Genomic DNA, 24033 nt, shown 5'->3' on the forward strand with positions numbered 1-24033 from the left:
TGAAAGATTATAGATCTTGCTGTGGCAAAAGGGTATATTAATACATCTAGAAAACAATACACGAATGCAGGAGGAGACTGGAATGACCGAGACAAGCAAACGAGAATCCTCCAGATTGTTATATATAGGAAAAGTGAACGGCAATCCCAATTGGAATTTTCCAAGCCACATGCATGAGGATATCAGCGAAATGGTGTATGTGTCTGATGGAGAAGGTGTTATTAAGATTAATGAACATCCATATACAGTCAAAAAAGGCGATCTGTTAATCTACAACCAAGGTGTAATTCATGAACAATGTACCTCTCCCGAATGTCCACTCAGTCTTTATTATTGTGGAATAGCGAATATCTATTCGGATGGAACGCAAACGGAGCTCATCATTCCTGAAAACGCTTCTCCGTATATCGAAACGGAAGAATATGCTAGCAGGATTGGCAATCTGTTCGAGTTCATGTATGAGGAGTCCTCCAATCAAAAGGGGAGTTATGAGAAGATCTGTGAGGGATTGCTTGGTGTGCTGCTTGCCATCGTTCAGCGGTTAGCTCAACCAAATGCCTCACAAAAACAAGATTCGGACCATCTCGCCGTACGGATCAAGGATTTTCTCGATGACAACTACCTTCAGCACCTGAAGCTTCAGGATATCGCTGCGTACTTTCATATGAACCCTTATTACTTATCTCATGTGTTCAAGGACAAATATAATGATTCCCCGATTCGATATATCGTCTATCGAAGAATGGGAGAAGCGAAGCGGCTGCTAACCACAACGGACATGAAGGTAAGTGAAATTGCACATATATTGGGCTACCAGAATGCAAATTATTTCACAATTTTGTTCACAAAGACGATGGGCGAGTCGCCTACCCAATATAAGAAGAATGAAAGGGTGGAACGTGTTGATTTACTGGAAACTTGAATCTGGGCATGTCTTCCTTGATGGCACGCGATGGGAAGGGGTGATGGTTATAGTGGATACAAAATAACATAAAAATGTTAGAAATACAGAAGTGTAGGCTGCATTGCTATGTGTTACGATACGTTAAATGTAGATACAGAGACAGAGACATTTTACGGATGAGATAAGCCATTTACCAGCGTATGAGGTGAAGCAGATTCTATTTTTTAAAAAAAATGACAACAGGTGATCCAAAAGGCTGCAAATTGGGTATCAATAGTAGAGTCATTAGAAGCTAATGGGTACATATGTTGTTTTTATTGTTGTTTTGCTAGTTAAAAGGCTGTCTATTATGGAATGAACTGTGGGGGTTATCAAGTGCCTATATTAGCTATGGAAAAGAAAGATGTTGTCACCGATGCACTGGTCATCAAGGCGATGGAGAAAAGTCTGGCTATTATTCGATTCGATCTGAATCGACGGGTAACTTATGTGAATGAAGTTTTTGCCCAGACCATGGGATATACGGTCGATGAGATGTATGGCATGAAGCATGAGCAACTATGCTTTGGCAATTTTGCGAATACCCCGGCATATGATGCTTTTTGGAATAGTATATTAAATGGTGTGAGCTTCCAGGACAAGGTTGAACGCAAGGATGCACAGGGAAATTCCGTATGGCTTGAGGCGACGTATATGCCGGTGTACGATGAGATGAATCAGAAGATACTGGGTGTCTCCAAAATTGCCACCAACATCACCAATCGTCAGAATAATATTTCGGTCGTAGTGAATGAGCTCAAAACGATGTCACATGAGCTGAATGGGCAGGCAGATGTAGGTATTGAACGGAGCCAGGAATTAATGTCCAGTATCTCCTATATCTCAGAGGTGTCGGCTACTAATCGTGCAACATTGACTCATTTGCAGGAACAAGCGGGATCGATTCAGGGCGTGGTACGAACCATACGCGAGATTTCATCACAGACACAGTTGCTTGCACTAAATGCTGCCATTGAAGCTGCCCATGCAGGGGAATACGGACGAGGATTCGATATTGTGGCGAAGGAAGTCAAGAAACTATCCGCAATGGTGGAGAGTTCGATCAATGAGATTCGTGATAGCGTGACTGGGATAACCAAGGAAATTGGTAATATTACAGGTGGCACCAAAAAAGTAGAGGAGTACGTCGAGCGGAGCCAGAAGCAGATTGAGATCGCTTTGAATGACTTTATGGCAATTGCTGCATCGGCTCACTTGCTGGATGCCAAGGCGGAGCATGTAACCAGAATCGTATAAGAATATATAGTGATAGCGGTTCCTTACACAGGAACCGTTTTTTTGTCGTTCAGTATACAAAAAAACGGGAATTTTTGTGATCAAACGGGGACACAATACTTGGGAATACCTGCAGCTTCACATGCAGAGAAATGTTGGGGTGGGAACATGTGGTCAACAATTGTATCCTACGTGCCTGATTGGTCCATATGGATTCAGGCATTCTTGGTCTTCATCGTTCCAATTGGTATTACCTTAAGCATGCGCTGGATCAATGCTGCCATTAAGCGTGGAAGCTTCTCTCGTTCGAAGCAATCGTCCATATCCTCGAAGGATATCTCGCCAGCAGCTCAAGGGAAGGGCGAGGGGAACGAAACGGGCCACTATGCCAATATTAAAATAACCGGCAAGTACAATACGGATCTGACCAGTGTAAGAGAAAGTTTTGGTCAAAATGCTGACGTGCATATTCGGGAGTTTACTATTAGGGGTACGAATACACGGGCAGCCGTTATATATACCGAAGGCCTGGTAGATCAAGATTTAATCGATGATCATCTGATTACACCGTTAATGTTGGAGGGCGTTCCAGAGCTTAAGCGGGAGGGTTTCCTCCATCCGGATAATGCACATTTACTGTCGGCCTACCTGCAAGATCAATTACTACCTGTCAGTCTGATTGAGGAGACCCAGTCCCTCCAAAAGGTCTCAGTTGGCGTTCTTTTTGGCAAGAATGCACTATTGGTCGATGGATTGCCGGGGGTTCTGTTAATTGGAGCTCATAAGATCAAAACACGTGGTGTAAATGAACCGGTGTCAGAGGGGTTGCTCCGTGGTCCACGGATCGGTTTTACAGAACAGTTAAGTGATAATACAGGTATTTTACGACGTTATGGAAGTGATCAGAGCCTGTTTATTAAGAAGTATGAAGTGGGTTCACGGATTAAAAAAGATTTGGCGATAGCTTATATTCAGGATATTGCCGATCCGAATCTCGTGGCTGAAGTATGCAAGCGAATTGAAGAGATGGATATGGATTCGATGTTGGAATCAGGTTATGTGGAACAACTCATCGAAGACAGTACCCTGAGTCCTTTTCAACAGGTACTGAATACGGAAAGGCCTGACCGGGTGATGGGGGCACTTCTGGAAGGGCGAGTGGCCATTTTGTTGGATGGAACGCCATTTGTATTAATTGTACCGGTGACCTTTAGCATGTTGCTTCAGTCTCCCGAGGACTATTATGAACGCTGGATTCCCGGAACATTTTTGCGAGTGCTGCGTTTTATGGCCGCGATGCTGGCTTTGCTTGCTCCTGCGCTCTATATCTCGTTTATCTCGTTCCATCCGGGTCTTATTCCTACCAAGCTGGTATTGACGATTATTGAAACGCGTACTGGAGTTCCATTCCCTTCAATTATTGAGGTGCTCATCATGGAGCTATCAATTGAAATTCTGAGGGAAGCCGGGATACGCCTTCCCAAACCAATTGCGCCAGCGATGGGAATCGTGGGAGGTCTGATTATTGGCCAAGCAGCGGTACAGGCGGGAATAATAAGCCAATTTCTGGTCATTGTTGTTGCGGTAACAGCCATCTCTTCCTTTACGATTCCGGTCTATAGTGCGGGATTAACGCTAAGAATTCTGCGATTTGCCGCTATGTTCAGCGCAGCCGTACTCGGATTGTTTGGCGTGGTTATGTTCTTTCTGCTTGTGTGTACGCATTTGGCACGACTCTCAAGCTTTGGCGTACCTTATGTCGCACCAGCGGTTCCTTACCGGTTCGGAGAATGGAAGGATTTTATTATTCGTGCTCCGCTGAATATGATGCGAATGCGTCCTAAGCTGACAAATCCAGTAGATCAGGACAGGAAAAAGTAAATATAGGATCCAAGGTCTGGAGGTGAAATGAATTGAATAATGGCATTCAGGAAAAAATCAGCACAAGGCAAGCCACTGTAATCATTGTCAACTATATGCTTGGTGCCGGGATCTTAACGCTCCCTCGAACTACAAGCAAAGCTGTTGGAACCCCGGACGTTTGGATTTCGATTATTCTCTCTGGAATGATTATTGTAGGTGTCGGAATTATTCTGGTTACCCTGTGTCGAAGATTTCCAGGGAAAACCGTGTTCCAGTTCACCCGTGAGATCACGGGGAGCTGGATTGCTTACATATTGGGATTTGCCATGATTATGTACTTTATGGTGATTGCCGCATTTGAAATTAGGGTTATGGCTGATGTAACAGGAATGTTTCTGCTTGAGCGTACTCCGACTTGGGCGATTATGATGGTCTTCATGTGGATTGGTGTATATATGATCTCCGGTGGACTTAGTGTCATTGTAAGGGTATTCGAGATTATTCTACCGATTACAATCATTATTTTTATCATTGAAATATTGCTTAGTAATCAGCTATTCGAGATTGGGAATCTAAGACCAGTACTGGGGGAAGGGCTTATGCCTGTTTTCAAAGGACTGAAGCCTTCGCTACTGTCATACACAGGTTACGAGGTGATGTTAATCATGACTGCTTATATGAAAAATCCGAAGAAGAGCAATAAAGCGATGACCTGGGGGATATTTTTATCCACTATTATTTACTTGATCACGGTAGTGATGGTTATCGGCAGTTTATCGCTTGATGGTATCAAAACCAGAACCTGGCCAACGCTGGATTTGGTAAGAAGCTTTGAGATACAAGGTCTGATATTTGAACGGTTCGAATCTTTATTGCTGGTCATCTGGATTATGCAAATCTTTTCGACTACAGCGATTACACATTACTGCGCGTCGGTGGGTATTCGTGATTTGTTCCGTTCCAAAAAAATCAAGGGCATTATGTATGGTTTGCTTCCGTTCATCTATTTGACAGCAATGATGCCCAAAAAGGTGGACGATACTTTTGCGCTTGGAGATATGCTGGGTAATGCATCTGTGTTTTTATTTGGCATTCTACCCCTAGTATTACTCTTGATAAGTCTGATTCGCAAAAAAGGAGGCAAGCATGTATGATTCCATTTCGTATGCTTTTGCGTGCAGCCTCTGCCTTTTGCATTCTGTTATTGATATCTGGATGTTGGAGCAGTCGGGAAATAGAGGATCTAAGTCTCTATGTCGGTCTTGGAATTGATGTCGGCCAAGTGACAGAATTTGAGAAGAATATCGCAGCTCAGGGGGGCAATTATGCTAAACAGGAAAATGTGACAGCAACAGTGCAGATCGCTCCAGGATTTTCTGATAGTAAAAAGAGCCAGCAACCCGGCTCGCCTTCTTCTGGAAAAACATCCTATTCCAACGAACAGCTTACTGGAGATTCCTTGCTGCAAATCTTTCGTCAGTTTGCATTAAGGCGAGATCGTCCTCTAATCGGACATCATCTGAAAGTCATTGTAATTTCCAAGGATATTGCCAAAAAATATGGCCTGGATCAACTGTTGGATTTTGTGCTTCGGGATAACGATATTCGCCCGAACTGTCTGGTGCTGATTAGTCATCATCGTGCAGTGGATGTACTGACTTCTCAGGACCCGTCTCGAATCCCAGCATTTTATCTCACAGGAATTACGAAAAATTCGTATCTGTCTAACAAGATTCTTGCTCCCGTCTTACTTTCTAAATTGGATGCTCAAATGCAATCGGGATCCAGCTTCCTACTTCAAAATGTGCTAAATTTCAATGGAGAGGACAAGTTCTCTGGAGGCAGTATTTTTGATGGAAAAACAACAAAATTCATCGGAGAACTTAGTCAAACGGATCTGGAAGGATTGTCGTGGCTCAACCCCGAAGAAAAGGGAGGCATCTTGAAGACATACAACAAGCAGGGATTTACGGTTGTATATGAACTCAAGAAGAAGAAGGTGAAGATCAATCCTATAGTGGTTGGTGATGATATTTCATTTGACGTGAAAATTGAAACCAAAGGATGGCTGATGGAGGATTGGCGTGCTCCAGAGGAAGAGGAGAAAGGTGCGTACCTCAGAGAGTTGGAAAAAGAGTTTTCTGATATGGCTGAACAACAGATTCGTCAGTTATTATACAAACTTCAGCATACCTATAAAGTAGATGTTGCAGACTTTCGGGACAGCTTGCGTATCAAACATCCAAAAACATGGAAAAAAGTTAAAGACGATTGGGATAAAATTTTTAGCACCGTGCCAATCACGTATGAGGTAAAGACCACCATCACCAATCTAGGGTCATCTACAGAATAGCGAGGTGTGCCATTTATTATTTAAATGTTGACACATTCATGATCAATCGCTATATTTATAAAAAATCATTTTCTTATCCAGAGAGGTGGAGGGACTGGCCCTTAGAAACCTCAGCAACAGATCTGAAGGATACTGTGCTAATTCCAGCGGGTGAACAGCCTGATAGATAGGAGCGTTTGTTTTTATTTGTCAGTAACGGCGCACTCTTTAGGCAGAGTGGGTCTTTTTTGTTTTTCTGGATGAAGAAGTAGGGAGCAGCAGGTATGGAGAATAACAACAACAAAGGGCATTTTCAACGGAAAATGCAGGCACGACATGTGGTCATGCTCTCTCTCGGAGGAGTCATTGGAACGGGATTATTTCTGAGCTCGGGTTACACAATCCAGCAGGCGGGACCACTGGGAACCATTCTTTCCTACCTGATCGGAGCCGTCGTTGTATATCTGGTGATGCTCTGTCTCGGTGAACTGTCTGTTCATATGCCAGAGACGGGAGCATTTCATAGTTATGCAGCCAAATATATCGGACCGGCAACAGGTTACACGGTGGCTTGGTTGTACTGGTTAACCTGGACTGTTGCACTTGGTTCTGAATTTACGGCTGCCGGTCTGTTGATGCAGCGCTGGTTCCCCTCGGTAAACGTATGGATATGGAGTGCCCTTTTTGCACTGATGATCTTTCTGTTCAATGCTTTAACGGTGAAATTATTTGCGGAATCCGAGTTCTGGTTCTCATCTGTGAAAGTAGTTACCATTGTTATCTTTATTATTATCGGTGGTGCAGCCATGTTTGGCATCATTCCCATGGCGGATTCAGAACCAGCTCCGTTTCTATCGAATATTACCGCATCCGGGTGGTTCCCTCATGGGGCTACAGCGATTTTGATGACCATGCTTGCTGTAAACTTTGCATTCTCAGGCACGGAGTTAATCGGTATTGCCGCTGGTGAGACGGAGAATCCGGAAAAGACGATTCCCAAAGCTATTCATACCACGCTATGGCGTTTGGTTATTTTCTTCATCGGAACAATTATTATCTTGTCGGCCTTGCTGCCCATGTCGGATGCCAGTGTATTGGAAAGTCCGTTTGTAGCGGTAATGGAGCGGGTAGGAGTACCCTATGCAGCAGACATTATGAACTTTGTTATTCTGACCGCGATCCTCTCTGCTGCGAATTCAGGTCTGTATGCTTCGTCGCGGATGCTCTGGTCTCTCGCAGATAAAAAGACGATCTCCCCATGGTTTGCCAAATTGACCAAACAGGGGGTGCCATTGAATGCACTTCTGATCAGTATGGTTGGTGGTGCACTGGCTTTGCTGTCTAGCATCATTGCGCCAGGTACCGTGTATATTACACTGGTTTCCATCTCAGGTCTGGCTGTCGTTGCGGTATGGATGAGCATCAGTGCCTCCCAATACATGTTCCGCAGACAATATATCCGGGAAGGACATGCGGTCAAAGATCTGGTCTACCGCACACCACTGTATCCGGTGGTACCAATTGTTTCATTTATATTATGCCTGGCTTCATGCATAGGTATTGCTTTTGACCCGACACAGCGAATTGCGCTGTATTGTGGTGTTCCGTTTATCGCAGTATGTTATGCTGCTTATTATCTGACAGAACGTGTGAATAAGAAAAGAGGTCAAGTACATGACGCAAGCACAACAGACTAACCCCATAGAACAGATCCTTCGTGAACATCCGGTCATGATTCTGGATGGAGCGTTGGCAACGGAACTCGAGCAGCATGGATGTGATCTCGATGATCCGCTATGGTCGGCTCGTGTATTGCTCGAAAATCCAGATGTTATCGTTCAGGTCCATGCGGATTATTTTCGCGCAGGAGCCGACTGTGCAATTACATCCAGTTATCAGGCGACGGTGGATGGTTTCCGCAAGAGAGGAATTGGAGAGCAAGAAGCGTTGAACCTGATTCGCAAGACGGTGCAGCTGGCTGCACAGGCAAGAGATGAAGTATGGGCAGAAGTGCAGGACGGGGGATTTGAAAACACGGCAGTCAAACCGGAGGGCAATCTGGTAATCGGCATGGAAAGTCATACATCTGATGTCTTGGAGACAGGGATCTTGTCTCGGCCACGACCGATGGTTGCTGCATCCGTTGGGCCCTACGGCGCTTATCTAGCTGATGGATCGGAGTATGTCGGTCACTACGGTGTGACAGATGAGACGTTGGCTGCATTCCATCGTCCGCGGATGGCCGCATTGCTTGAAGCGGGTGCAGATATTCTGGCTTTTGAGACCATTCCATCCTTGCAGGAAGCACAGGTGCTGGTTGATTTGCTGAAGGAGTTTCCTCATGCATATGCCTGGTTATCTTTTTCTTTAAAAGACGGGACAAGCATCAGCGAGGGTACACCGCTTGAGTTATGTGCACAGACGTTTGGTTCCGAGCCGCAGATTGCTGCGATTGGCCTGAACTGTGCTCCCATGGAAGTGGTGACAGAAGCCGTAAGTATTCTCAGCCGTGCCAGCGACAAACCTGTTATTGTGTATCCGAACTCGGGAGAGGTATACGATGCAGCAACGAAGACGTGGAGTGGACAGGGAACATGTGGCAGTATGAGTGATGCTTCGGAACAGTGGGTCGCTGCGGGCGCAAAAATCATTGGCGGCTGTTGCCGTACTACGCCACATCAGATTGGCGAACTTGCGAAGAAGTGGCGAAATTAAATCATATCATTATGAGAAGCCCTTTCACATCCTATAGAGGTGTGAAAGGGCTCTTTTATGATGTTAGAGCATCCTTATTACATTATTCGATAACCAGCATACGTGGCGATGTTTCCCGAATGATTTGGGAAGAGAACCATGAGCCAAGACCTGCTGCAACGATGCTTAGGCAGGCGAACAGTATCATTCCACCCCAATGCAGGATCAGTGGAAGTTGCACGATACCATAACCGGAAAGGACCATTTCGAGCAGAAGAGGCAGTACATATACGCCAAGAAATATGCCAAGTATGGCTCCCATAGCGGATAGCAGGACCATTCCCATGGTGATCGATAACCGAATTTGACGGGATGTCATCCCTAGCGATTTGTATATCCCGTACGTTCTGCTCTCTTTGCGGATATTGATCCGGCAGGTACTGAAAATAATGATGAACGTCACAAGGATAAACATCAATCCAATCAGGCTCATCGGATAGATCAGGATGTTTGCAGCTTCCGCGTAAACCGAATCAAGCAATGTCTTCTGGCTGATTACCGAAGCGAAGTCCTTAAATTGCTCATTCAACTCCCCGGCAACCTTATCCGCTTGTGCCATATTATTAACATTAATGAAGATAGTATCAAATTCACCATAACCTGGGTTCACACTTCTCATGGCATCAATGGTGATTCGACCTGAAACAGACATGTTGGCAATGGCCTGATAGATGCCTGTGATGAGGAATGTCCGCTTTTCTCCTTCAATATAGATGTCGATGAGATCACCTATATCTTTGTTCGATGTTTTGGCGATACTTACTCCAATGGCAATTTCATTCACGTGCTGTGGGTTATTCCCTCTCAACGTTTCGAATCCAAGCTCCTGATAACTCCCGTCCAGTACACTCAAGTTAAGACTAATGGATTGACCCTTTACTGTTGCCGAGGACTCCAGGCTAATTACACCAGTGATGTTCCCTTGCCAGCCTACATTGCTTATCCTTGAATCCTCTTCTAACGCTTGCTTCAGCTCAGCCTTCGGGAATGTACTTCTGTTTACCACTACTGCTGCGATGTTGGCATTGTCATACCCCCATTTAGCTGCTGTCTGTTCAATCCCGATTATACTGGTCAGCAGCACATATCCTAAGACCAGTACAGAGGAAGCCATGGTGGTCAGTAAAAGTGTGAGAACAGAACTTTTGGTGTTTTTGAAAACATGTCGAAGTCCGAGGACCGCGGTCACAGGCATTCGTGTGAACCCGACCCAGTGTTGTGCCCATGGCGAATTCATTCTACTGGCCATCCGGCTGTGATCTGTTTCCGACATACCATAACGAATCGCCTGAACGGGTTGGATGCTGCGTGCTTTTTTGGCGTATAACACAGTAAACAAAATCACTAAAGCAAATAGAAGCACACCAGCCAGTATGGCCGCGTCCAACCCTTGGACTGGAATGTTCCGATTGTTCACTCGAAGAGAGGACGCGGATATATTAATGATCCACTTGGAGATCCATACGCTGAGTGCAAGTCCTGGGATAATGGCTGCGATGGATAGCATCGCATATTGAATAACATAGGTGCCTATCGTTCTCCGGGCAGTTAGCCCGAGTGATTTGAGAATACCTATCGTTCTGTAATTGGCCAGTATGGCATCCGAAATTGTGAACCCGATGGTCATCAAAGCGATGGAGAGCATGACAACGCCCATGAAGATCATAATGAAGCCAATAACCTGGTTAATAATCAGATAGAAAGAGGAGATCGCTTCGAACTCCATTTTGGATTCCAGGAACGGAGTTCCTGTCTCACGATTGTATCGTTCCCAATACTCCGAATTCATGCTGTAATCGTTAAAATGGATGCCGATCATGTGATGTTCGTTGCCTGCGATTGTCGCGAAATCATGTTGATAGTCGGTAGGATTCATCCAGACCCGTGCTGTATTGGAGAAAGGGGCTCCGTAGGGTACATCGATTACAATTCCGGACACCTTCAGATTCAGCGTACTTGAGCCGGTTTTGAACCCAATGGTATCGCCTACCGAGATTTGGTAGGCATTCGCCATGGACGTTGGTATCCAGACGGAGCCTTGCTCGGGAAGTGTACTGGGCATCCCACTTGAGAACATAAGCTCATCCACATCCCAGGGCGGTAAAGGCGTATTAAACATATACAGATACAGGTTGGGAATGTCCGTTTCATTAAAAACGATGCCTGATAATGTGCGATACGTTAGCACTGGGGATACCTCAACACCATCTTGGGAAGCCCACCAGTCGTGCACAATTTCTGGGTCATTCAGTCCTTTCTCAAACGTCAGGATCTGATGAGATCCATGGGTACGGGTATGCATTTCCTGAAACTGATTACCCGTATTCGCCAGTATGACAATAGCTGTAGATACAAGAAGTGTCGAGAGTAGTAGGAGCAGCGCAATTAACGTATTTTGTATTTTATTTTTACTCAGATAAGAAAAACTCAGCTTCAGTATGGCAGCCATAGATTACTCCTTCCCCGTAACCAAAGCAAAGATGATCGCTTCACGATCCTGAATTTGATGTTCGTCATAGGTATCAAACTCAAGGATTCCACCAATCTTGCCGTCCTGAATATAGATCAGGCGATCTGCCCGGCAGGCCGCCTTAATATCATGCGTGACCATCACTACGGACTGTCCTTTACGATGGATATCCGTAAGGATATTGAGAACGGCTGTGCCGTGTTCCAGATTCAAGCTTCCGGTCGGTTCATCTGCAAAGATGATATCCGGCGAATTGATCAAAGCCCGTGCAATGGCAGCTCGCTGCTGCTGTCCTCCGGATGTCTGGGAGGGGAGACGATTGCGTTGTGCATCGATATCCATCGCAATCATCAGCTCATCAGCTCGGGATTGGATGTCATTCTTCTTGTTTCCCGCGATATATCCCGGTAAAGCAATGTTCTCTTTGATGGAGAGGTCCGGGACCAGATTGATACTTTGATAAATATAACCGATCCGGCGGGTGCGGAAGTTGGACATTGCCCGTTCACTGTAACCATCAATCCGCTGGTCGTGAAAATAGACCTCACCAGCTGTGATCTGATCCAGTCCGCTTAGCAGATATAAGAGGGTTGATTTGCCAGAGCCAGAGTTACCCATGATGACCGTGAATTCCCCTTCATAGATGTCGAGATCAATATTACGGATGGCATGATGTTGATCACTTCCGCTGTTGTATGTCTTGCACAGATTCTGTGCACGGATAATCACTTTTTTGGACAAGTCGAATCACTCCCGAGTGCAGTATAGGATTCATTCTAGAGGAGGGATGTTGAGAAAGCCTTATCAAATTATGAATAAAGTATTACAGGCATCTAAGTTAATTCTGAAATGGAAGGCTGCTCCGCACAATAGCTTTGGAGTGTGGGCTCAGCAGATCGGCAGATAGAATCGGAAGGTCGTACCTTCTCCTTCTTTACTAGTAAAAGAAATACGGCCTCCGTGTGCTTCAATAATGCTTTGGCAGATGGAAAGACCCAGACCTGTTCCTTCCTGAACATGTTGGTCTGCATGACTCGCCTGGCCTTTGAAATAACGCTGGAAAATAAACGGCATGTCCTGTACACGTATTCCCTGACCCGAGTCGGTAATGGTTACTTTCAAATGCCCAGATTCCAGTTCCGTGTCTATACGTATCGTATCTCCCTGAGCTGTATGTTTGAGGGCATTCGCGGCAAGATTGGAGATCACCTGTTCAATTCGGGTGGGGTCGATAGCGATTAACACATTTGGGATGTAGTTGGGCCCTTTATAGATAAGCCCCTTTGTTAGGACAACATGTTCAATAGGTTTCAACATCGTCCCCAGTATAGGCCCACTGTACATTTCACGGGTTTCTACCGAAATTTGCCCCAGCTCCTGAAGTGCATGAACCAGTAGATCCTCCACAAGTCGGGCTGTTTTATCCGTATGGGTCCGCATGACTCCCATATATTCCATCAGCGTCTCCTGGTCATTGCAAAGTCCTTCCTCAATAGCTTCTATGTATGCTTTTATCGTGGTAATCGGTGTTTTAATATCATGAGATATATTGGTGATGAGTTCTTTTTGTGCTTGTTCCTGCTGGATACGCAGGTCGTTCATATGCTTGATTTCTGTGCGCATCAGGTCAAACATGGCAAACACTTCGCCCCATTCATTGATCTGGTTGTACTGAATCTTTTCTTCATAATTACCTTTGAGGATGGATTCCGCATGAAGCTTCAATTGATGGATTGGAGAGAGCAGGTGTTTATCCAGTTTTCGTTTCATCCAGACTAGAAATAAACTCAGGATCAGTGACAGGAGCAAGAGTACGCTAATCAATATAACCGGAAAAGTTATCGGTCTCTGAACCGTAACCATGGCTTGGGGGAGGGAAAAGATGACATTGCCGATCTGGCTTCCCAACGGTCCGTCCAACACGGGAAACGCAATATCAAGGGATTCGTTACCATCCGCAGCCTGCCCGGCGGCATGATGTAGATCATAATGAAGCGATGAACGCAGATTAACTTGGGTTTCTTCGGAGGTAGGGACAGAGGACAGGATTACCGTTCCATCCAAATTCACATAGGTAAGCAGAACCCCGCTTTCTCTGGCGATGGAACGTATATCTTCACGAGTATTTTGTTCACCCAGATGTTGATGATTTTGCTCCAACGCGAGTAAAAGCGGATTGACCTTGAGGCGAACCTGATTCAGGGACAGATTGGATTCATCTGAATTTCGATCATGTAACAGCATCATCGACAGCGCGAGGATACATAAAACCATAATAATGAGAAGGCCAAGTGTTGTTAACAACCAGCGTTTGGACCAGCTGTCCATTGACATGAGGATGCCTCCAATCGTGCTTATTCGTAATTAAATTTGTACCCGACACCCCATACCGTCTTCAGAACGGCCGGATGTGAGGCATCTGCCTCGATTTTTTCGCGCAGTCTGCGAATGTACACAGTTACGGTATTTTCATCACCGTAGGTTGCGTATCCCCAGATAGCGTCAAGCAACTGGGCTTTGGAGAATACCTGATTCTTATGGCTTGCCAGATAATGAAGTAATTCGAATTCCTTGGCGGACAGAGAAACTTCCGATCCGTTCAAAGTAACTTTATAGGCTTTTTTATCAATCACCAGGTTTCCAAGATGCAGTAGATCTGTTCTGTCCCGATCTGATGTCATGCTGTCATAACGCCTGAAGTGAGCATTAATCCGTGCTAACAATTCGCTCAGCGAAAAGGGCTTCGTCATATAATCGTCTGCTCCAAAGCCAAGACCAAGCACCTTATCGGTATCGCTGCCTCTGGCACTCAAAATGAGGATGGGGATATTATTGCGCCGTCTAATCTCTCGGCAGACCTCAATCCCGTCCATGTCAGGAAGCATAATATCCAGAATAATGTAGTCTGGTTGAATAAGCCCCATGATCTGAAGCCCGTCTTGTCCAGTGGTTGCCACGGCGGCTTCATATTGATTTTTGGTTAGATAATCTCGCAGAATGCGCGAAATATCTGGTTCATCCTCAATGATGAGGACTTTACGCGGATGGTTTAGCATATGTATCGCTCCAGTATGATAGATGTCAATCGAATATATATGTATGAATTTGTAAAATGGATGTCTCTATAATTGTACAGTCTTGTTCTGTGGGAGTCACATATAAAAATATTGAAGTGAACTTCATTTTATAAAAATGGTCTGACTTCCATTCGCACTAAAAGCTGTTTACAGTTTACCGTATCAAAAATAACCCATGAACCTCTTTAAGGTCATGGGTTTCTGATCTGATACTGCTCGTCACACATGCTCCAGATCATCGATAGGCTCATGCTGTCTGGATTTGAGATACTCCGCCGGAGACACACCGAAGTGCGCCCGGAATACCCGGTGGAAATAGGAATAACTTGCAAAACCGCAGGATTCGGCGATATGCTCCAGTGTCATTTCACTGTATTTCATTCGTTCCAGCGCTGCATTCAGACGGATCTCAATCGCATATTGAATCATGGTCTGATTGTAATGCTCCTTGAATAAACGGACTGCACGAGACAGGCTGAGTCCGGCATAACGTGCCGCTTCCTCAAGCTTGAACGTAACCGTGGCATGTTCCTCAATATAACGTTTTAACTTTAGCGCAGAGGAAACTGCCCGATCGGTCTGAATATTCTCGGTGATTGCCCGGTCTATATATAGACATAATCCGCGCAGTAACGCATCCTTTAGTTCCGCATTTTCCTCAAGAGGTCCGCGACGCTTCTCAAGTAACATATTTCTCCACAGGCTGATGAGCTTGTCATCAAGTCCAATCCGGCTCACAGTAGAACGTTGCTTCCTTTTCCACCAGTTCTCGATCCAACTGCCCTCGCAGAACAGATAATAATCTCCGCTGGACAACCGTCCTTCCTTATGTGGTTCATCAACCACGAGATGATAGTCGTCGCCAGGTTTGAGCAGCAGCAAATCCCCGCTAGTCATCCTGAATTCTTTATCCTGTACATACACTTTGCACGAGCCTTCGGTCTGCAGACGGAACAGATAGGTTTGCAGCTCGCCCCTCATATTGTGAGTGAACGCTTTATAGTGGTATGAGTAGTCACAGATCAGCACGGATGTCTCTAACGTATCCAAAGATAAAATCCCCCAATATATCGATGTTTTACATAATAGATTAACTTAACATTTACACGATAACGGAGAGGACAGAAAGAACCTGAAGAAACAGAGTGTTCGCCTTTATCCCCGGATTTTATCCATTTGAAAAGGAAATCAAGAAAATCTGGGGATAACAGCGATCGGAAGGTTGTTCTGTCATCGGAGTGCCAGTGTAAATATCTTCAGTTGAATTTAGGTACATTGAATAGATGCAAAATGATGGAAATAAAATTTGACCAGATAGTTCATGTTCTGACTATATTGTATATGTTCATTCTAGCCTGTTTTGCGTTAGGATGATACCAGATAGAGCAATGAAAGCAAATTTGAGAACAGAGGTGTATCCTACATGAAAAAACTTAATATTGGTTTGCAATTGTTTACACTCCGTGATGAAACTGCAGCAGATTTTCGTGGTACGTTGCGTAAGGTAGCGGCCCTTGGATATGAAGGTGTGGAGTTTGCCGGATATGGCGATATTCCAGCTGAGGAAATGAAAGCGCTACTAGACGAACTTGGACTGAAAGGATTCAGCAGCCACGTTTCACTACATGCGATGCGCGAGGACTTGCAAAAACAAATCGATTACCTGAAAACGATTGGTGCACAATATATCATTTGTCCGTACCTGATGCCTGAGGATCGTCCTGAGAATGCAGAAGGCTGGACCAAGCTGTTCGAAGAATTGCAACAATATGGAGCTGAAGCAGCGAAACAAGGATTAATCTTCGGATACCATAACCATGACTTTGAATTCCATGGCCAGGTTGGCGATGAAAATGCCTTTGATGCCATGTTCGCTCAAACATCACCGGAAGCGGTGAAAGTGGAAATGGACGTATGTTGGGTTCAATTTGCGGGACAAAATCCGATCGAGTATATTAATAAATATGCGGGCCGCTTGCCGCTGCTTCATCTGAAGGACTTCAGCAAAGACGAACAGGGCCAGATGAAAACCCTGGAACTGGGACAAGGTTCGGTTGACCTGCCAGCTGTTATTGAAGGCGCTACGAATGCAGGCGTGGAATGGCTGATCGTGGAACAAGACGTATGTCAGAACCCTCCGCTTGAGAGCGTATCCAATAGCTACAACTGGCTGAAACAGAACTATTTGAACCAATTTTAATAGAACCATTGAACGCTGCTAAAATGCTAATCTATATGTCAAAGGAGACTTATATACATGAGTAAAATTAAAGTTGCTGTATTCGGCTGTGGTGCCATTGCCCAGCGCAGACATATTCCTGAGTACGCTGCCAATGAGAACGTAGAACTTGTTGCTTTTGCCGATCCGATCGTGGAGCGTGCGGAAGAAATGGCCGAAACTTATGGAGGTAAAGCTTACTCCAGTTACGAAGAATTGCTTGCTAATGAAACGGTTGATGCAGTCAGTGTGTGTACACCGAACTATCTGCATGCGCCAATGGCGATTGCTGCTGCCAATGCAGGCAAGCATGTATTGGTTGAGAAACCAATGGCCGTTTCCACTGAAGAAGGCGAGCAAATGATCGAAGCTGCCAAGAAAAATGGCGTGTATCTGATGGTTGGACACAACCAGCGTCTGATGCCTCCACACGTCAAAGCAAAAGAAATTCTCGACTCCGGCAGACTCGGAAAAGTCCTGAATTTCCGTACATCATTTGGACACCCCGGTCCGGAAGGATGGAGTGTGGACGGGGCTGAAAGCTGGTTCTTCCGTAAAGAAGAAGCTATTATGGGCGCGATGGGCGACCTTGGCGTGCACAAATCCGACTTCATCCGTTACTTGCTGAATGATGAAGTATCTGAAGTGGCTGGTTTCATCAGCACACTGCACAAGGAAGGTACTCAGGTTGACGATAACGCAACTTGTTTGCTGCGTATGAAGAGCGGAGCGATCGGAACGCTGGTAGCGAGCTGGACGCAATACAGAGCTGGAGACAACAGTACAGTGCTGTGGTGCGAAAATGGTGTCATGAAGATTGGAACAGTGGAAGGCGATGAAGTTATCGTTGAACTGACCAATGGCACAGTTGAGACGTACAAAGTTGGTGCCATGGCTACCAACGAGAAACAAGTGCCGAGTGGTGTCATTGACGCATTTGTAGAGTCAATTGTTACTCAAACCCCTCCAGCGATTTCCGGGGAAGAGGGCTTGCGTTCCCTGCAAGTGATTCTGGCAGCATTCGAATCGGAGAAAACAGGTCAGATCGTTAAACTGTAATCCATACGAATGACAGTACAATTTCTAACATTCTATAGGGCTTAATCAATGGTATAAGGGACTTATCTTCAGAGAAGTGTTCTGGGATAAGTCCTTCTTTATGTGATTTTAGAGATATCATCAAAAAGACTGACGCTTCCGATATCATGCAGAAGTGTCAGTCTCCATATGAAGGTTGAACCGTTCAATCATTTAACCGAAAATCCGTTTTAGATGCCAGCAGGTACATCACTGCCCAGATCCAGCCATGTGATTTCAGCAGGAGTCAGCGTGATGCGGGAGCCTTCGTCACAGGACAGCAGTTCCGCCTGATTCTGGGCACCGATCAGGGCACAGGTTGGGAATGTCTGATTCAATACATAAGCGAGTGCAATCTGAATGGGTGATGTGTTCTTCGAATTAGCCAATTGTTCAGCCCGGCGCAACCGTTCCCAGTTGCCATCACTGTAGAATACACGCACCAGATCTTCGTTATCGCGAACTTCAGGTGTGAATCTTCCCGTGAAGAAACCACGCGCCTGGGAGGACCAGGATAGCAATGGCAGCTTGGTTTGGTCATGCCATGCCAGGGTCTCTGCATCTGCTGACACACAACCTGCCCAGAAAGGTTCGTTTGCTTTGGCGAGACTGAGGTTCGGACTGCTGAAGGTGAAACCCTTCAAGCCGTTTGCAGCTGCATACGCATTGGCTTCCTCAAGCCGCTGCCAGGTCCAGTTAGAGGCGCCAATCGCGCCGATTTTGCCGGATTCAATATGTTCGTTCAATGCTTCAAGAATCACACTTACAGGGATATTTGGATCATCCCGGTGCAAGGCATACATCTCTACGTGATCCGTCTGGAGACGCTCCAGACTATCCATCAAGTCACTGCGGATGGCATCAGCGTTCACGCGTGGCCCATTCTGGTCATGATGTGCGCCTTTGGTGAGAATGACGATCTGGTCACGGTTACCACGTTCCTTCATATAACGACCAAGAACTTCTTCACTCTGTCCGCCACAATAAATATGAGCTGTATCTACGGTGTTACCACCAATCGACAGGAAAGCATCCATGTTTGTAGCTGCCTTATCGTAGGCATCATGCACGAAATAATCGGTTCCTTTAATCAATCTGGAGACGCGTTTACCTGCACCAGCAATTTCGATATATTCCATAAGTCAGTTTCATCCTCTCAATTATAGTGTAATTCGTGTACGTTCTTCCGCTGAACGAAGGCAGGCTTCGAGCACTTTCATATTAGCTACCGCATCGGAAGGTGCAAAGCGCAGATCCTTGCCTTGAAGTACGGCACGAGCCATATCATCTCCCTGTAGGGAGTAGTGGTTCACTTGCGGGACTTCAATCTCTCTGCGTTCACCACCAGCCGTTACATAAAAGTTGGAACTGGAATCCTGACGGCCGATAAATGCAGAAGGAACTTCAATGATGCCATCGGACCCTAACACCTCCAGCGTGTTGCGGAAGGCTGCCCACATGCTGCTGTCAAACGTCACACCAACGTTATTATTGAATTCCAGGAGTCCGGAAGCCATCATATCGACCTGATCATGTTGTGGGGAGAACATGCCAATAACGGTAACTGCGCTTGGTTCCTGACCTAGCAGCAGGCGAGCAACGCTGATGGAATAACAACCGATATCATAGAGTGCGCCGCCACCCCATTCTTTACGAAAGCGAACGTTGCCTGATGAATCAGAATTGTTGAATGAAAATGTGCTGTGCATACTGCGGATCTCACCAATCTCACCACTGGCAATGATATCTCTGATCTGCTCATATCGTGGATGATGCCGATACATGAAGGCTTCAGCCAGATGCACACCTGCATCTGCACAAGCTTGCACCATCTCCTGAGCTTCCTGCGCTGTCAGAGCCAGTGGTTTTTCACACAATATATGTTTGCCTGCTTCAGCAGCCCGGATCGCCCATTCCCGATGCAGATGATTCGGCAGTGGGATATATACGGCATCAATGGAATCATCAGCGAGCAAAGCTTCATAACTGCCATAAGCCTTGTCGATCCCAAGTTGTTCGGCCGTCTGTTTGGCTTTATCTTCGTCTCGACTGGCAATCGCGGTTACTTCATTCAACTCGGATTGCTGCAGGCCTGGAATGACGGATCCCACAGCAATGCTAGCGCTACCAAGAATGCCCCAACGCAATTTTTGAACTGAATTCATGTGTTGTATCCTCCTGTGTATAAATGTATATTGTGATTATAAAGAATAGACGAATGAATTAAAATGATAATATATTGAAGTTAGTTAACACAATATTGTTGATCAAGGAGAACGGGCTATGATGAGACAAACCGTATTGCTTACCCTGCAGGATATTCCATATTTTTGTTATCCCGAATCCGTTGGACATTATATGGATCACCCCCAGCATTCCGTGTTGCGGGAGGCAGGTGTACTGAACAACTTTAATATTCACTACGTCGCTTCGGGCAAGGGATATGTGGAAGTGGACGGGGTGGAGCATGAACTGCGTGCAGGTCAGGCCGTACTCTATTTCCCGCAGCAGCGACAGCATTATTATAGTAGTGAAGATGATCCGTGGGATGTACGATGGGTTCATTTTTACGGTGAACGTCTGCATGATTATATGATCGAGCGTGGGTTACATCGCAATCTATTATGGACACTGCGGCAGCGCAACTCTTGGGAAGAGGCTCATCTGGCCTTGCTGACTGAAGCGGAACAGAACACGATGCTGCGTCCGGCTCAGCTATCCACGTTGACCTATGCCGTACTTGCCGAATTCGTGCAGCATGCGGTACCTCTAAAGAGCACACGTACTACAAGTAAGGCGGAGAGTCGGGTACTTGCCCTTCTTCCACAGATGCAGCAAGAGGCCTGTCAACCGTTCCTGTTACAGGACTGGGCGGATCTTGCAGGTGTGAGTTCGTATTACTTTTGCAAAATGTTCAAGAGTGCTGTAGAGATGACGCCTATGGAGTTTATCACCCGTTCACGTCTACAGATGGCGAAGCAATGGTTACTCGAACGGCCTACGGCCAACATTGGACAGATCGCGGAGGAAGCGGGGTATCCCAATGCCAGTTATTTTAACCGCCAGTTCATGGCTCATGAGGGGATGACACCTACGGATTATCGCGGATTGTACCACAATTAATCGTTAGTCTTTCGATGTTGCCACGCTTGAAGTGTAGTAGTTTGACAGTAAGCTCAATCAAGTCTATTATGGATAAATTAAATCCGTGTATAATGAGGTGCCCTCATGAAATATTCAAAAGCGACCAATTATGCTTTGCATACGATGCTTCATCTTGTAAGCACTGCCCCCGAACAGCTGGTTAGTGTACACCAACTTGCAGAATTGCAGAAGGTATCACCAACCTACCTATCCAAAATTTTGACCAAATTGGTTAAGGCGGGCATGATCGAATCGACTTCTGGTGCCAATGGTGGCTACCGGCTTAGTCGTAAAAATCCCGACCCTTCTTTCCTGGAGATCATTCATGCTATTGAGGGTCAGGCCTCTCTGTTCGAATGTTCCCTGAATCATAACGCAGGCTGTTTGATCCAGCAGGTGATGGTGCAGGCGGAAGAAGAGATGGAGAGTTTCTTGCACAATAAGAAAATGTCAGAACTGGCCTCCCAGATGAAAAGTTGGAGTGCACACTCTCAGTAAATTGTACTGGAAGTGAAGCCTCAGTCGACTTGTGGACTCTTCTGGCACATAGGTATATCCAGATCTTCCTTCAACCTCGCAAGAGGTAAGGAAGATCTTTTTGTATCGTTGTACCTCATTGAAGTCGAATGGTACAATAAGGAAGGTATAGTTGCATACATACTTGATCCAAATCTTACATTATATTTTACATCTCTGGAGGGACAACACATGAGCCAATCAACGATCACAGGACTGGAACAATTGCTCGCGCTGGAAAACATTCGGAACACCAAGGCGCGTTATTGCCGCTATATTGATACAAAACAGTGGGATACCTTGGGTGATGTGTTTGCTCCCGATGCAGTGGCCGATTTCAGCACAGAAGGCAATCCGATTCCGGTATTAACGGGCCGCGATACCATCGTACAAGTATTCCGTGATCTGGTGGATGTTGCTGTAACCGTACATCATGTGCACAGCGCCGAAGTTGAATTTGTATCCGAGAATGAAGCAAAGGTCATCTCCCCAATGGAAGATTGGGTGACGTTCCCGGAGGGCAATGAGAACAAATCCTTCCACGGATTTGGGCACTACCACGAAACTTTTGTCAAAATCGACGGCCAGTGGTACATCAAACATACAACTCTGAAACGTCTTCGTCTGGACCTGTTTGAATAGTAGAATCCGTGTAGAAGAATAGAGAAGTTGGTCAACCCTAAAATAACGGCCCCGAGGAGCGTGATCAACGCGTCCTTGGGTTTTTTTTATATTTGTGGGAGAGGTGCAGCAGCTGACACATGCATAGAAAATAGGTAGAAAAAAAGTCAGGTTCAGAACCCGTGGGTCCTTTCCTGACTTCTTTTAGTTAAGATGAAATTTTAGATCCGAATACTTGTTTTCGTGACTTTCCGTGACTGCATTCTCAGATACACCTGAGAGAAAATAACGGATGCCAGTGCGACCACGGTCATACCCCAGAAAATATTGGTGTACGCCGAGGAGAGTGGCAAGTTCTGCATCGCCGTTAAGGCTACGCCCGTAACTGCAACGCTGAAAGCACCGCTGAAGAACTGACTGAGTTGGAACAGTCCCATACCTGCGCCCACCTGATCCATGGTCAGGTTACCAGACAATTCATTTGACACGCTGGTGGTCAGGGATGAGAAACCAACGCTGAGCAGGACATACACAGCCATAATGGCGTAGATGTTATTGTCTGCAAATAAGGCGAACAATCCGGCAGCGGCCAAGAGCAACCATGGCGCAAACTTCAGTAATAATGTATTGCCGTGTCGGTCAATCATGCGGCCGATTCGATTGGAGAGCAGCATGGACACGACTGCACCCGGGAAGATGACGAGTCCGGATTGAGCAGGGGTTAATCCATACAGATGCGCCAAAATTTGCGGCAGCAGGAACAGCGTCGAGAAGTTATTGATGTACGATACAATACCCAGCGAGCTGAGCATCATGTATTTTTTGTTTTTGAATAAAGCAGGTTGTACAAATGGGTCTGCCGCGCGCCGAATTCGGAGCCAGAACAGAAGCAGTGCCGCTGCACCGATGACAAGTGTGAACCACTGCCGGGAAGTCAGGAATAACAGCACACCGGTCGTACCGATGGCAAGAAACACGGCACCGAGCAGGTCAAATGAACCTTTTTGCGGTGTTTCCCTAGGAAGCAGTTTGAAGAATACAGGAATCAAAAATAACGTTAATCCTGTAACGATAAACAGATCATGCCATCCCAGAAATTGAGTAATACTTCCGCCGATGACGGGACCAAGTCCAAGCCCCAGTGAACTGGCGGACATGATGACAGCCATCGATTTACCCCGGCGATCATTGGGAATGTATCGTGTAATCAGTACAATGGCGAGCCCCGGAACAGAAGCAGCACCCGCAGCCTGAATCAGACGTGCAATAAGCAAAATGATGAAATGATTACTGAAGAAGCCAAGAACGGATGCTGCACCAAGTAATGTAAGTCCGGTCGTGAATAAGGTACGAATGGGTATGAAATCCGATAGACGTGAGAACGTTATCGAGGAAATGGCAAATACAATGGAATATCCAGTAACTATCCATGAGGAAGCGACAGAAGTAAGCATGAATTCAGCTGCAATTTTGGGCAGCGCCAGATTAAACATCATTGTATTCATAACAACGAGTACAACGGTGAAGCCAAGCAAGCTTACAATTAATCCTTCCTGTATTCCGGTCCGTTCCCCTGATGATGCGGTTGCGGTGTTGTTCATAAAAACCTCCTAAAGTGATGTGTATTTCGCAACATTTCAGAAACGGTGTGTAACATTTGCAAAATGTAGTATGATGTCAATCCCGTGCCTGACAGCAGGGGTTACATAACGAAATCATTAAAGTTCGATTGGTGTCGAACATTAGAAATATATCATGGATTTGTGTTAAAATACAATGGAT

20 protein-coding genes and 1 riboswitch are annotated in these 24033 nt (G+C 45.8%); of the genes, 12 read left to right on the forward strand and 8 right to left on the reverse strand.

Annotated features, from left to right (window positions below; translation table 11 throughout):
- The first annotated feature begins 82 nt into the window (after positions 1-82).
- From ACE3K2_RS21025 to mmuM, 7 genes are all read left to right on the forward strand, one after another.
- Entirely contained in the window at positions 83-922 is an 840-nt protein-coding gene (locus tag ACE3K2_RS21025) for a helix-turn-helix domain-containing protein (RefSeq protein ID WP_421894587.1), read from the forward strand.
- 357 nt (positions 923-1279) lie between these two features.
- On the forward strand, positions 1280-2200 hold the full coding sequence (locus ACE3K2_RS21030) for a methyl-accepting chemotaxis protein (RefSeq protein ID WP_421894590.1): 921 nt from the start codon (positions 1280-1282) through the stop codon (positions 2198-2200).
- A gap of 147 nt (positions 2201-2347) precedes the next feature.
- Complete coding sequence (locus ACE3K2_RS21035) at positions 2348-4060, forward strand: spore germination protein (protein ID WP_421894593.1); 1713 nt, start codon at positions 2348-2350, stop codon at positions 4058-4060.
- A gap of 32 nt (positions 4061-4092) precedes the next feature.
- Positions 4093-5196, forward strand: coding sequence for a spore germination protein (locus ACE3K2_RS21040; protein ID WP_421894596.1), 1104 nt, complete (start codon positions 4093-4095; stop codon positions 5194-5196).
- On the forward strand, positions 5193-6395 hold the full coding sequence (locus ACE3K2_RS21045; RefSeq protein WP_421894599.1) for a Ger(x)C family spore germination protein: 1203 nt from the start codon (positions 5193-5195) through the stop codon (positions 6393-6395). The genes ACE3K2_RS21040 and ACE3K2_RS21045 overlap by 4 nt, the downstream gene beginning before the upstream one ends.
- Before the next feature lie 70 nt (positions 6396-6465).
- Positions 6466-6568: riboswitch (SAM riboswitch) on the forward strand.
- A gap of 90 nt (positions 6569-6658) precedes the next feature.
- A complete protein-coding gene (gene mmuP / locus ACE3K2_RS21050) occupies positions 6659-8071 on the forward strand; it encodes an S-methylmethionine permease (RefSeq protein ID WP_421894602.1) in 1413 nt (470 codons plus the stop codon).
- Positions 8049-9089 carry a homocysteine S-methyltransferase gene (gene mmuM, locus ACE3K2_RS21055; RefSeq protein WP_421894605.1) on the forward strand — a complete coding sequence of 347 codons (1041 nt, stop codon included), beginning with the start codon at positions 8049-8051 and terminating at the stop codon, positions 9087-9089. The genes mmuP and mmuM overlap by 23 nt, the downstream gene beginning before the upstream one ends.
- Positions 9090-9171: 82 nt before the next feature.
- On the opposite strand, the gene ACE3K2_RS21060 is transcribed toward mmuM, so the two are convergent.
- From ACE3K2_RS21060 to ACE3K2_RS21080, 5 genes are all read right to left on the reverse strand, one after another.
- Entirely contained in the window at positions 9172-11577 is a 2406-nt protein-coding gene (locus tag ACE3K2_RS21060) for an ABC transporter permease (protein WP_421894609.1), read from the reverse strand.
- Positions 11578-11580: 3 nt separating this feature from the next.
- Positions 11581-12339 carry an ABC transporter ATP-binding protein gene (locus tag ACE3K2_RS21065; protein ID WP_421894612.1) on the reverse strand — a complete coding sequence of 253 codons (759 nt, stop codon included), beginning with the start codon at positions 12337-12339 and terminating at the stop codon, positions 11581-11583.
- Positions 12340-12486: 147 nt separating this feature from the next.
- Positions 12487-13932 carry a sensor histidine kinase gene (locus tag ACE3K2_RS21070; protein ID WP_421894615.1) on the reverse strand — a complete coding sequence of 482 codons (1446 nt, stop codon included), beginning with the start codon at positions 13930-13932 and terminating at the stop codon, positions 12487-12489.
- A 20-nt stretch (positions 13933-13952) separates the two neighbouring features.
- Positions 13953-14654, reverse strand: coding sequence for a response regulator transcription factor (locus ACE3K2_RS21075; protein WP_421894618.1), 702 nt, complete (start codon positions 14652-14654; stop codon positions 13953-13955).
- A 240-nt stretch (positions 14655-14894) separates the two neighbouring features.
- Complete coding sequence (locus ACE3K2_RS21080) at positions 14895-15725, reverse strand: AraC family transcriptional regulator (protein ID WP_421894621.1); 831 nt, start codon at positions 15723-15725, stop codon at positions 14895-14897.
- Positions 15726-16098: 373 nt separating this feature from the next.
- Between ACE3K2_RS21080 and ACE3K2_RS21085 the strand changes: the two genes are divergently transcribed.
- Together ACE3K2_RS21085 and ACE3K2_RS21090 are read left to right on the forward strand one after the other, a co-directional pair.
- Complete coding sequence (locus ACE3K2_RS21085; RefSeq protein ID WP_421894624.1) at positions 16099-16875, forward strand: sugar phosphate isomerase/epimerase family protein; 777 nt, start codon at positions 16099-16101, stop codon at positions 16873-16875.
- 57 nt (positions 16876-16932) lie between these two features.
- On the forward strand, positions 16933-17952 hold the full coding sequence (locus ACE3K2_RS21090) for a Gfo/Idh/MocA family protein (protein WP_421894627.1): 1020 nt from the start codon (positions 16933-16935) through the stop codon (positions 17950-17952).
- 209 nt (positions 17953-18161) lie between these two features.
- Here ACE3K2_RS21090 and ACE3K2_RS21095 read toward each other — a convergent pair whose 3' ends face one another.
- Together ACE3K2_RS21095 and ACE3K2_RS21100 are read right to left on the reverse strand one after the other, a co-directional pair.
- On the reverse strand, positions 18162-19109 hold the full coding sequence (locus ACE3K2_RS21095) for an aldo/keto reductase (protein ID WP_421894630.1): 948 nt from the start codon (positions 19107-19109) through the stop codon (positions 18162-18164).
- A gap of 21 nt (positions 19110-19130) precedes the next feature.
- Positions 19131-20135, reverse strand: coding sequence for a Gfo/Idh/MocA family protein (locus ACE3K2_RS21100; protein ID WP_421894633.1), 1005 nt, complete (start codon positions 20133-20135; stop codon positions 19131-19133).
- 118 nt (positions 20136-20253) lie between these two features.
- On the opposite strand from ACE3K2_RS21100, the gene ACE3K2_RS21105 reads away from it, so the two are divergent.
- The 3 genes from ACE3K2_RS21105 (at position 20254) to ACE3K2_RS21115 (ending at position 22272) form a co-directional block, all read left to right on the forward strand.
- Complete coding sequence (locus ACE3K2_RS21105; protein WP_421894637.1) at positions 20254-21093, forward strand: helix-turn-helix domain-containing protein; 840 nt, start codon at positions 20254-20256, stop codon at positions 21091-21093.
- A 105-nt stretch (positions 21094-21198) separates the two neighbouring features.
- Positions 21199-21612 (forward strand): RrF2 family transcriptional regulator, encoded by a 414-nt coding sequence (locus ACE3K2_RS21110; RefSeq protein WP_421894640.1) that lies wholly within the window; start codon positions 21199-21201, stop codon positions 21610-21612.
- A 210-nt stretch (positions 21613-21822) separates the two neighbouring features.
- Positions 21823-22272, forward strand: a complete 450-nt coding sequence (locus ACE3K2_RS21115) for a nuclear transport factor 2 family protein (protein ID WP_421894643.1) — start codon at positions 21823-21825, stop codon at positions 22270-22272.
- A gap of 200 nt (positions 22273-22472) precedes the next feature.
- Here ACE3K2_RS21115 and ACE3K2_RS21120 read toward each other — a convergent pair whose 3' ends face one another.
- On the reverse strand, positions 22473-23852 hold the full coding sequence (locus tag ACE3K2_RS21120; protein WP_421894646.1) for an MFS transporter: 1380 nt from the start codon (positions 23850-23852) through the stop codon (positions 22473-22475).
- Positions 23853-24033: the final 181 nt, after the last annotated feature.

It is taken from the genome of Paenibacillus sp., from assembly GCF_048976745.1.
Lineage (GTDB): Bacteria > Bacillota > Bacilli > Paenibacillales > Paenibacillaceae > Paenibacillus.

Coding starts and splice junctions, on each gene's coding strand:
- ACE3K2_RS21105 (WP_421894637.1), top strand. CDS start 20,254: ATGATGAGACAAACCGTATTGCTTACCCTGCAGGATATTCCATATTTT.
- ACE3K2_RS21090 (WP_421894627.1), top strand. CDS start 16,933: ATGAGTAAAATTAAAGTTGCTGTATTCGGCTGTGGTGCCATTGCCCAG.
- ACE3K2_RS21110 (WP_421894640.1), top strand. CDS start 21,199: ATGAAATATTCAAAAGCGACCAATTATGCTTTGCATACGATGCTTCAT.
- mmuM (WP_421894605.1), top strand. CDS start 8,049: ATGACGCAAGCACAACAGACTAACCCCATAGAACAGATCCTTCGTGAA.
- ACE3K2_RS21060 (WP_421894609.1), bottom strand. CDS start 11,577: ATGGCTGCCATACTGAAGCTGAGTTTTTCTTATCTGAGTAAAAATAAA.
- mmuP (WP_421894602.1), top strand. CDS start 6,659: ATGGAGAATAACAACAACAAAGGGCATTTTCAACGGAAAATGCAGGCA.
- ACE3K2_RS21120 (WP_421894646.1), bottom strand. CDS start 23,852: ATGAACAACACCGCAACCGCATCATCAGGGGAACGGACCGGAATACAG.
- ACE3K2_RS21085 (WP_421894624.1), top strand. CDS start 16,099: ATGAAAAAACTTAATATTGGTTTGCAATTGTTTACACTCCGTGATGAA.
- ACE3K2_RS21100 (WP_421894633.1), bottom strand. CDS start 20,135: ATGAATTCAGTTCAAAAATTGCGTTGGGGCATTCTTGGTAGCGCTAGC.
- ACE3K2_RS21075 (WP_421894618.1), bottom strand. CDS start 14,654: ATGCTAAACCATCCGCGTAAAGTCCTCATCATTGAGGATGAACCAGAT.
- ACE3K2_RS21070 (WP_421894615.1), bottom strand. CDS start 13,932: ATGTCAATGGACAGCTGGTCCAAACGCTGGTTGTTAACAACACTTGGC.
- ACE3K2_RS21095 (WP_421894630.1), bottom strand. CDS start 19,109: ATGGAATATATCGAAATTGCTGGTGCAGGTAAACGCGTCTCCAGATTG.
- ACE3K2_RS21045 (WP_421894599.1), top strand. CDS start 5,193: ATGATTCCATTTCGTATGCTTTTGCGTGCAGCCTCTGCCTTTTGCATT.
- ACE3K2_RS21115 (WP_421894643.1), top strand. CDS start 21,823: ATGAGCCAATCAACGATCACAGGACTGGAACAATTGCTCGCGCTGGAA.
- ACE3K2_RS21025 (WP_421894587.1), top strand. CDS start 83: ATGACCGAGACAAGCAAACGAGAATCCTCCAGATTGTTATATATAGGA.
- ACE3K2_RS21035 (WP_421894593.1), top strand. CDS start 2,348: ATGTGGTCAACAATTGTATCCTACGTGCCTGATTGGTCCATATGGATT.